Below are 9,028 nucleotides of genomic sequence, written 5' to 3'. Positions count from 1 at the left end.
GGCTACGGAGGTGTGTTCTGGGTGTGAAGGCAGGGTGCCGGGCATCCGTTTTCAGAAGCGTCGGCGACAGGGACGTCGCCGACGCAGCGTACAGGGATGTATACACAGCGGTTCTGAAAACGGATGCCCGGTACCATGCCGCCACCGGGTTATCAGTAATCCCGGATCAGGAGCGGAACATCGCCGACAGGGATTCTTCGTTGCTGATGCGGCGCATGGATTCGGCCAGCATCGCAGACAGGGTCAGCTGGCGGATCTTCGGTGCCTTCTCCATCTTGTCGCCCAGCGGGATGGAGTCGGTGACCACCAGTTCATCCAGCACCGAATTATTCAGGTTGTCGATCGCCTTGCCGGACAGAACCGGGTGGGTACAGTAGGCGATCACTTTCTTGGCGCCGTGTTCTTTCAGTGCGTTGGCCGCGTTACACAGGGTGCCGGCGGTATCCACCATGTCGTCTACCAACAGGCAGGTGCGGTCGTTTACCTCACCGATGATATTCATTACCTCGGCCACATTGGCTGCAGGGCGGCGCTTGTCGATGATCGCCAGGTCGCAGTCCAGGCTCTTCGCCACCGCGCGGGCGCGCACCACACCACCGATATCCGGAGAAACCACCACCAGATCCTCGTAATTCTGGCGCTCGATATCGTCCAGCAGAACAGAGGAGCCGTATACGTTGTCTACCGGCACATCAAAGAAGCCCTGGATCTGCTCCGCGTGCAGGTCGACGGTCAGAACCCGGTCGATTCCCACGCTCACCATCATATCGGCAACCACCTTGGCGGAAATGGGTACACGCTGGGAGCGCACCCGGCGATCCTGGCGGGCGTAGCCGAAGTAGGGCACCACCGCGGTAATGCGGCCGGCAGAGGCGCGGCGCAGACCGTCTACCAGCAGGATCAGCTCCATCAGGTTGCGGTTGGTGGGCTGGCAGGTGGACTGCACCACGAAAACGTCGCGGCCGCGCACGTTGTCGGTGATTTCCACTGCGATCTCACCGTCGGAGAAACGCTTGACCACCGCCTCCCCGAGCGGTATCGCCATATGCTCAACAATCTTTTGTGCCAGTTCCGGGTTTGCGTTGCCGGTGAAGACCATTAAGTCAGCCACTGCGAGTACCTTTTTCGTTGGGAGTAGAAGATAGTAGTGAAATTCAGGTGGTTTTTGGAGCGAGAACTGCTTGCAGGATAGAGTGATGCCGTTTCATTGGGCGACCATTGGTGCAAGGTTTTAAAGGCGTGGGTTTTTCGCCCGGTATTTACTCGGTGGCTACCGAGTGCTCCGAAGCAGGCCAAGGATGGCCCGCCCGCAAATCAGCGCAGCTGATTTGTCGGGAGCTTAGCGCGGATATGTGCCGCGTTAAGCGTCTTTTCGTCAATTCAGGGATGAATTGATGAAAACTTAAAGAGTGGCTGGGGTGGTAGGATTAGCTTCGCCTGCGGCTCGCTGGTCTCCGCTGGCTGCGCCAGCTTCGGCTCGAACCTGTCAGAGTGCGCTGCTTTCGCCAGACTCACTGCCAACCTGAAAATATGGCTGGGGTGGTAGGATTCGAACCTACGCATGACGGGATCAAAACCCGCTGCCTTACCGCTTGGCTACACCCCAGCAATGTTGCAGCTGATCAATTTAGACGCTGGCTGCAAATTTCGCGAGCTGCCTGTGTGCAGGTGATTCATCGACACCCGCGGCAACAAAGCCATCCAACCCTGCGGGCCTTTGTGCAAACACTTCTCGTGCTGCGGCTTCCGACGCAAAACCGGCAAATACACATGCACCGGTTCCTGTCAGTTGTGCCAGGCCAAACTGCGCCAGCCACTCTCGGGCTTGCCGCACCTCGGGGTAGAGGCTTTCTACAAGTGGCTGAAAATCGTTGCCGGCGTGCTCGCCGAGCCAGTGTTTATCCAGCCGCCTGTCGCGAAGGGCCGCTAATGTAATTGCGGCGGAATCTCTTGTCAAACGCGGATCGGAAAAGAGTGCCGCAGTGCTGATATGGCAGGGTGGGAACAGCACCAAATACCACTGGGGGTCGATGCACACCGGAGTCAGCTTCTCTCCCACGCCCTCCGCCCACGCGGAGTGACCGCGCACGAATACCGGGATATCCGCGCCCAGTTGCCGTCCCAGTTCCGCCAGCTGGTCCTGGGAAAGTCCACAGCGCCACAGGTGGTTGAGGCCCAGCAGTGCAGTTGCCGCATCGCTGCTGCCGCCGCCAATACCGCCGCCCATTGGCAGCACCTTGTCCAGTTTGATGTGTACGCCCTGGCGACCACTGGTGCTTTTCCGCAGCAGTGTGGCGGCGCGATAGATCAGGTTCTCCTCCATCGGGACCGAGAGGCCCGGGCACTCGACCAGGATGCGGTCGTCGTCGCGCAGGGCAAAGGAGAGGGTGTCACCGAAGTCCAGCAGCTGAAACACCGTCTGCAATTCGTGGTAACCGTCTTCGCGCTTACCCAGGATACGCAGGATCAGGTTCAGTTTGGCGGGGGCGGAAAGCTGCAGGTTGGGCATGGGGCGGCGGTCTGCTGAAACAAAAGCGGGAGTTTATCAGCAGACCGCGAGGGCGGCTAAGGCTTGCTTACTTGGGCAGCCATTCCTTGATGACAAGCGTTACGTTTACCGGGCCCGCGGCCTGATTGGTGGCCGCCTTGATGCGGGTGGGTAGAAGGTAAGCGCCAACTTTCTGGTAGTCGCTGAACCGCAGTTGCCAGCCGGCCTGGGTCAGGCTCTGTAGCAGTCCCTGGGCGTTGGTCTGCTTGCCGGCCACCGCGCCAGGAGCCGGTAAACCCCGTACCCAGTAAAACATTTCGCCGACCGGTAGCGGCCAGCCCATGATCTGTTCGGTAAGCTCGCTGGGGTCGGCGGCAAATACCGCGGGGTCGCTGCCCCGCTGCAGGCTGACGCCGGTAGGGGAGCCGCTGATCAGGGTGGCGCCGGCACCGAGGGGGCCGCTGAGGTGAATGCGGTAATTGCTGTTGGCCTGCTGCCAGGTCATATTGGCGCTGCCGTTCTCGCGGGGCGAGCGCACGCCGAGTTTGCCGTTCGCTTCCCAGCGCAGCAGTGCCGCTGCGGACTGGGGCTGCGCAGTTGTGGTTGCGGGCTCGGGCGCCGGCGGTTGCTGTTGCTGGGTGCTGCAGGCACCGATTGCGAGCAGCGACAGCGCCGCTGCAAATGCGCCCAGCCGTTTGCGGTACTGGTTAAGTCGCGGTGCGGAGAAAAGTTCAGCTTTCGGTAACATGCTGTTCCAGTCGTTGTTGATCCTGCAGTCGCTGCATGGCGGCAGGAATTATTTTGCTTTCCGGGTTGCTCTTCAGCCCGGCTTCCCAAATCTGCATGGCCTGCTGGTGCTGTCCGATTGCCCACAGGGCCTCCCCCAGGTGTGCGGCAATTTCGTGATCGTCCAGCAATTCCAGTGCCCGTTGCAGATACTCAACCGCTTCGCTGTAGTTGCCCAGGCGGAAATGCGCCCAGCCCATACTGTCGATAATCGCCGGATCATCGGGGCTGAGGCTCAACGCCTTGTCGATCAACACCATGGCTTCATTCAGGCGGTCGTCGTACGACAACAGTTTGTAGCCCAGTGTGTTGAGCAGGTTCGCATTATCCGGATCGCGGGACAACAGCTTGCGCAAACCCAGTTCAAAATTCTCAAGGTCGCCCAGCTGTTCGCTGGCCATGGCGTGGGCATAGATCACACGGCTGCTGGCATCTTCACTGGCGAGTGCGGCAGTGAGAACGTCGCGGGCTTCGCGCAGCTGGTTGTGTTTGCTGAGCAGTTCCGCCTGCATCAGGTAGAACTGCTCCTGCTGGGTGGGGTGGCGCTGGCGGAGTTCATCGAACCAGATGCCGACTTCCTTGAAGTCTCCACTGGCCGCCAGCAGGTTGGTGCCCTGGGCGATGGCCTGCACGTAGTCGCTGCCGGGGCGCACCAGGCGATAGTGGACAACCGCATCCTGCGCCCGGTTCTGTTGCGCGGCGATACCGCCGAGATAGAAATGCGCTGCGGATTCGTGCTCCTCCAGGGCGAGGAGTTTTTCCAGCAGCGGCTTGGCGGCGTCAAACTGATCGGTTTCATACTGGATCAGGGCCAGGGACAGAATCAGGTTGGCGTCGTTCGGGCGCTGCTTGACCAGTTCCGCGAATTGCTGCTGTGCCAGGTCCAGATCTTCACGTATCAGCAGGCGGGCGTATTGCAGGCGCAGGCGGCTTTCCCGCGGGTACAGGTCAACCAGGTTTTCCAGGAGCGCGCGGGCCTCGTCCTGGCGTTCCATGTCGATCAGGATGTGGGACTCCAGCAGGGGGGCGTCGAGCAGCGCGGGGTCCTGTTCCTGCACCAGGCGGGTGATTTTCAGGGCTTGGTCCAGTTGCTTGTTGGCGCGCAGTACCATTGCCAGTGCCAGCGAGGCCTCATGGTTGCGGGGGTATTTTTGTGACATGCGCTGGAAGTCCGGCAGTACCTCGGCGGCCATGTCGTCACTGGATACCGCGGTGGCGGCAACGGATTGCAGGGGCGCGTCGCCCCCCAGGGCCATGGCCCGCTCGGCGTGCTCCAGCGCCTTGTGCACTTCTCCGGCCAGGGTCAGTTCTGCGGTGGCCGCCAGTTGCGCCTCGGGGTTGTCCGGTTCCAGCTCCACCCACAGGCGCGCGGAGCGCAGCGCGGCGCGGCGCGCATTGAGGAAGCGGGCAATGCGGGTGGCGCGTGCGGCGACTCCCGCATCCTGGGTGCGCTCCGCCTGGAAGTAGTAGTTGGCCAGGGCCAGGTCATACTGCTCCCGGTTCCCCGCGACCTCGGCGACCAGCAGGGTATAGAAGGTTTCGATCGGGAAGGGGGTGTGGCTCTCCCGGGCGCTGTCCCCTGACCGGGACTGGTCTCCGCCGGCGCTGGTGGGCTCCTGGGGCAGGGCTACGCTGACCTCGTCTGCCTCTGTCGGGGTTGCATCGGCTTCGCCGCTGGCGCTGTCGATTGCCGGTTGCTGCACGCAGGCTGCAAGCAGTGCCAGGCACGCGGGTAGCAGCAGGTTGGTCGCGGTTTTGCCGATTCTCGCACCTCGCCCAGGTCGGGTCGGGGAGGTGGCGTGAGTGATGGTGGTGAGTTCCCGGGCTAGCGGGAGCTTGCGCATAAATCTGGGATGCATAGAAACGTGTCCGTACGTTCGCGCCTGTATCCCTTCCGCGCTGTCTGGCGGGCAAGTTGCCCCCAGAGGCTGGCGTCTTTGCCCGCGGCTGCTGGGGATTCCCATGCCCGGGGCGGTTGGGGTGGCGCTGGATGGCGTATTTTTCCGGGTTATCGCCGTATAATTCTAGTTGCGATTTCCGGAGCCGTTTGCCCCGGGTGGGGAGGCGGTGAAAAGTCTGCACCAATTTACACTGACCCCACGGACAGCGGGGGCGCTCCGGCGTCTGTATTCCCGATCAATCAGGGGCATAGATTTTCACCGCTTGCATGGCCGGCAGCCGCCCGGGACAATATGCGCCCTTTTTGCCGCCGGTGGCGTCGCCATTGCCCCGTGGCGCCACCAAGAACACACTGAACGGGTACCGAATGCCAATCCTCGCTTTGGGAATCAATCACGACAGCGCGCCAGTAGAGGTGCGGGAGCGGGTCGCATTTGCGCCCGAAGTGATGCCCAGCGCCCTGGCGGAGGCCCGCGCGGCCCTGCACAGCCCGGAACTCGCCATCCTGTCCACCTGCAATCGCACGGAAATCTACGCGGACGCTTCGCCGGAGGCGGTACTGCAATGGGTTGCGCAATATCACCAGGTGCCGCTGGAACAGCTGAGCGGCTGCCACTACCACTACCTGGACGAATCCGCGGTGCGGCACATGATGCAGGTGGCCTGTGGGCTCGACTCGCTGGTTCTCGGTGAACCGCAGATCCTCGGGCAGATGAAGTCCGCCTATGCGGTGGCGCGGGAGGCGGGCAGTGTGGGGTCGACCCTGCACAACGTGTTCCAGCAGGTATTTTCGGTGGCGAAGCGCGTGCGCACCGAAACCGCCATCGGCGAGAACCCGGTTTCCGTGGCATTTGCCGCGGTGTCCCTGGCCTCGCGCATCTTTACCGACCTGCGGGAGCAGACCGCGCTGCTGATCGGCGCCGGTGAAACCATCGAACTGGTGGCCCGCCACCTGCTCGACAAAGGGGTGAAAAAGCTCATTGTCGCCAATCGCACCTTGCACCGGGCGCAACAGCTGGCGGAAACCTTCGGCGCCGAGGCCATCTTGCTGGCGGACATTCCCGAGTACCTGCCGCGGGCCGACATCGTGATCAGCTCCACCGCCAGTCAGCTGCCGATCCTGGGCAAGGGCGCGGTGGAGAGCGCGCTCAAGCAGCGCCGCCACCGCCCGGTATTTATGGTGGACATCGCGGTGCCGCGGGATATCGAGCCGCAGGTGGCGAAGCTCGACGACGTCTATCTCTACACCGTGGATGACCTGCGCGGGGTGATCGACGAGGGCAGGCGGTTGCGGGAGAAGGCGGCGGAATCGGCCCATGTGATTGTGGACGAGGCCGCCCACGGCTTTATGCGTGAACAGCGCAGTCTGCGTGCGGTGGATTCCATCCGCAGCTACCGGCAACAGTCGCAATCGGTGAGCAAGGAAGAGCTGGAAAAGGCACTGATCCAGTTGCGCGCCGGCGGAGATCCGGAGCAGCTGCTGGAGCAGCTGGCCCGCGGCCTGACCAACAAACTGATTCACGCGCCCACGGTGGCACTGCGCCAGGCAACCGCCGAGGGCGATCTCGAGCGCCTGCGCATAGCGCGGGAAATCATCGGCCTGGCGCCGGAAGAAGAATTCCTATCCCCAAGTCCGGCAGCGTCGCCGGACAACAAGAAACTCAAGTAATGAAAGCTTCGGTTCAACAGAAACTCGAAAACCTTGTGGAGCGCCACGAGGAGGTTTCCGCACTGTTAGGTGATGCGGAAATCATCAGTGACCAGGGCAAGTTCCGCGATCTGTCGCGGGAGTTTTCCGAGCTGGAAGAAGTGGTCAAATGCTACGGCCGCTTCCGGGCGCTGCAGGACGACATGGAAGCCGCCCGGGAAATGCTCGGCGAAAGCGACGCGGAAATGCGTGAAATGGCGCAGGAAGAACTGCGCGAGGCGGAAGCCCAGCTGGAGCCGCTTGAAAACGAACTGCAAACGCTGCTGCTGCCCCGCGACCCCAACGATCGCAAGAATGTCTACCTGGAAATCCGCGCCGGCACCGGTGGTGACGAGGCCGCGATTTTTTCCGGCGACCTGTTCCGCATGTATTCCCGCTACGCCGAGAAACAGGGCTGGCGCATCGAGGTGATCAGCGAAAACCCCGGTGAACACGGTGGTTACAAGGAAATCATCACCCGTGTCGCGGGCGAAGATGTCTACGCCAAACTCAAATTTGAATCCGGTGCCCACCGGGTACAGCGGGTTCCGGAAACCGAATCCCAGGGCCGAATCCACACCTCCGCCTGTACCGTGGCGGTGATGCCGGAGCCGGACGAGCGCGACGCCATCGAAATCAACAAGGCGGACCTGCGCACCGATACTTACCGCGCCTCCGGCGCCGGCGGTCAGCACGTCAACAAGACCGATTCCGCGGTGCGCCTGACCCACATTCCCACCGGGATTGTGGTGGAGTGCCAGGACGAGCGCTCTCAGCACAAGAACCGCGCCAAGGCCATGGCATTGCTGCAGGCCAAGCTCAACAGCGCCCAGGAATCCGCCGCCGCCCAGGAAATTTCCGATGCGCGCCGCAACCTGGTGGGCAGCGGCGACCGCTCCGAACGCATCCGTACCTACAACTTCCCCCAGGGCCGGGTGACCGATCACCGTATCGGCCTGACGCTGTACAAACTGGACGAAGTGATGCAGGGCGCACTGGAAGAGGTGATCGACCCGCTGCGCACCGAATACCAGGCCGACCAGCTGGCGGCACTGGGGCAGCAGTAAACCGCCGTGGCCAGCGTAAAGGAAAACCTGCTGCGGGCGGCGGAACTCACGGAAAGCGACAGCCCGCGGCTCGACCTCGAAGTGCTGCTGTGCCACCTGCTGGGGAAATCCCGCGCCTGGCTGTACACCTGGCCGGAACACGAACTGGAACCGGAGCAGCAGGCCGCGTTCGACCGCCTGTTCGAGCGTCGCATTGCCGGCGAGCCTGTCGCCCACCTGACCGGCAACCGGGAGTTCTGGTCGCTGCCACTCAAGGTCAATCGCTCCACCCTGATACCGCGCCCGGATACCGAAGTACTGGTGGAAGCGGTGCTGGAACTGCGGCCGCAGGAATCGCTGCGCGCACTGGACCTGGGCACCGGCACCGGCGCCATCGCCCTGGCGCTGGCCACCGAAAAGCCACACTGGCAACTGCTGGCAGTGGACAAGATGCCCGCGGCGGTGGCGCTGGCGGAGGAAAACCGCCAGCAGCTGGGGCTTGCCAATGTGCAGGTACGGCAAAGTGACTGGTTCGACGGGGTGCCGCCACAGCACTTCGACGTCATCGTCAGCAACCCCCCGTATATCGACGCCCAGGACCCCCATCTGCGCGAGGGGGACGTGCGCTTCGAGCCGCGCTCGGCACTGGTGGCCGACGAACAGGGACTCGCGGATATCCGCCAGATCGCCGCGCAGGCGCGCTCCTACCTCGCCGCCGACGGCCTGCTGCTGGTGGAGCACGGCTGGCAGCAGGCCGACGCTGTCGCCGAGCTGCTGGGCACGCGTGGGTTTGAGCAGGTTCAGAGCTGGCGTGATCTCGGTGGCCAGCAACGGGTAACCGGAGGGCAATGGCGTGGATGACCAGCAACTGCTGCGTTACAGCCGGCAGATACTGCTGCCACAGATCGATATCGACGGTCAGCAACGGCTGCTGGACAGTCGGGTTCTGATCGTTGGGGTCGGCGGCTTGGGCTCGCCGGTCGCGTTGTACCTTGCCGCCGCGGGCGTTGGCCAAGTGGTGCTGGCCGACCCGGATCAGGTTGATTTGACCAATCTGCAGCGGCAGATCATTCATCACGCCGTCGATATCGGCCGTGACAAGGTCGCCTCTGCGGCCGAGCG

Annotated in this window: 8 protein-coding genes and 1 tRNA gene; 4 read left to right on the top strand and 5 right to left on the bottom strand. The window is 62.8% G+C overall.

Features of this window, described 5'->3' with window-relative positions:
- Positions 1 to 166: 166 nt before the first annotated feature.
- From QZ511_RS15455 to QZ511_RS15435, 5 genes are all read right to left on the bottom strand, one after another.
- Positions 167 to 1,099 (bottom strand): ribose-phosphate pyrophosphokinase, encoded by a 933-nt coding sequence (locus tag QZ511_RS15455; RefSeq protein ID WP_295803704.1) that lies wholly within the window; start codon positions 1,097 to 1,099, stop codon positions 167 to 169.
- A 432-nt stretch (positions 1,100 to 1,531) separates the two neighbouring features.
- Positions 1,532 to 1,606: transfer RNA gene (locus QZ511_RS15450), tRNA-Gln, on the bottom strand.
- Between the two features lie 21 nt (positions 1,607 to 1,627).
- Positions 1,628 to 2,509, bottom strand: coding sequence for a 4-(cytidine 5'-diphospho)-2-C-methyl-D-erythritol kinase (gene ispE / locus QZ511_RS15445; RefSeq protein ID WP_295803703.1), 882 nt, complete (start codon positions 2,507 to 2,509; stop codon positions 1,628 to 1,630).
- A 67-nt stretch (positions 2,510 to 2,576) separates the two neighbouring features.
- Positions 2,577 to 3,236, bottom strand: a complete 660-nt coding sequence (gene lolB, locus QZ511_RS15440) for a lipoprotein insertase outer membrane protein LolB (protein WP_295803702.1) — start codon at positions 3,234 to 3,236, stop codon at positions 2,577 to 2,579.
- A complete protein-coding gene (locus QZ511_RS15435; protein WP_295803700.1) occupies positions 3,220 to 5,133 on the bottom strand; it encodes a tetratricopeptide repeat protein in 1,914 nt (637 codons plus the stop codon). Before QZ511_RS15435 ends, lolB begins: the two co-directional genes overlap by 17 nt.
- Before the next feature lie 407 nt (positions 5,134 to 5,540).
- Between QZ511_RS15435 and hemA the strand changes: the two genes are divergently transcribed.
- From hemA to QZ511_RS15415, 4 genes are all read left to right on the top strand, one after another.
- The gene (hemA, locus tag QZ511_RS15430) at positions 5,541 to 6,842 is read left to right on the top strand and encodes a glutamyl-tRNA reductase (protein WP_295803699.1); all 1,302 of its coding nucleotides are present in this window, start codon (positions 5,541 to 5,543) and stop codon (positions 6,840 to 6,842) included.
- The gene (prfA, locus tag QZ511_RS15425; RefSeq protein ID WP_295803697.1) at positions 6,842 to 7,927 is read left to right on the top strand and encodes a peptide chain release factor 1; all 1,086 of its coding nucleotides are present in this window, start codon (positions 6,842 to 6,844) and stop codon (positions 7,925 to 7,927) included. Before hemA ends, prfA begins: the two co-directional genes overlap by 1 nt.
- Positions 7,928 to 7,933: 6 nt before the next feature.
- Positions 7,934 to 8,767 carry a peptide chain release factor N(5)-glutamine methyltransferase gene (gene prmC, locus QZ511_RS15420; RefSeq protein ID WP_295803695.1) on the top strand — a complete coding sequence of 278 codons (834 nt, stop codon included), beginning with the start codon at positions 7,934 to 7,936 and terminating at the stop codon, positions 8,765 to 8,767.
- Positions 8,760 to 9,028: ThiF family adenylyltransferase (locus QZ511_RS15415; protein ID WP_295803692.1), on the top strand; the 269-nt coding region annotated here is incomplete at its 3' end. The genes prmC and QZ511_RS15415, both read left to right, overlap by 8 nt.

The sequence above is a fragment of the uncultured Microbulbifer sp. genome, assembly GCF_913055755.1.
Lineage (GTDB): Bacteria > Pseudomonadota > Gammaproteobacteria > Pseudomonadales > Cellvibrionaceae > Microbulbifer.
The sequence above is the reverse complement of the archived record's forward strand: the minus strand, read 5'-3'. Positions and strand labels throughout refer to the sequence as shown.

Bases quoted from the DNA above. Each gene is read 5' to 3' on its own strand.
- QZ511_RS15455 (WP_295803704.1), bottom strand. From the start codon at position 1,099: ATGGTCTTCACCGGCAACGCAAACCCGGAACTGGCACAAAAGATTGTT.
- ispE (WP_295803703.1), bottom strand. From the start codon at position 2,509: ATGCCCAACCTGCAGCTTTCCGCCCCCGCCAAACTGAACCTGATCCTG.
- lolB (WP_295803702.1), bottom strand. From the start codon at position 3,236: ATGTTACCGAAAGCTGAACTTTTCTCCGCACCGCGACTTAACCAGTAC.
- QZ511_RS15435 (WP_295803700.1), bottom strand. From the start codon at position 5,133: ATGCATCCCAGATTTATGCGCAAGCTCCCGCTAGCCCGGGAACTCACC.
- hemA (WP_295803699.1), top strand. From the start codon at position 5,541: ATGCCAATCCTCGCTTTGGGAATCAATCACGACAGCGCGCCAGTAGAG.
- prfA (WP_295803697.1), top strand. From the start codon at position 6,842: ATGAAAGCTTCGGTTCAACAGAAACTCGAAAACCTTGTGGAGCGCCAC.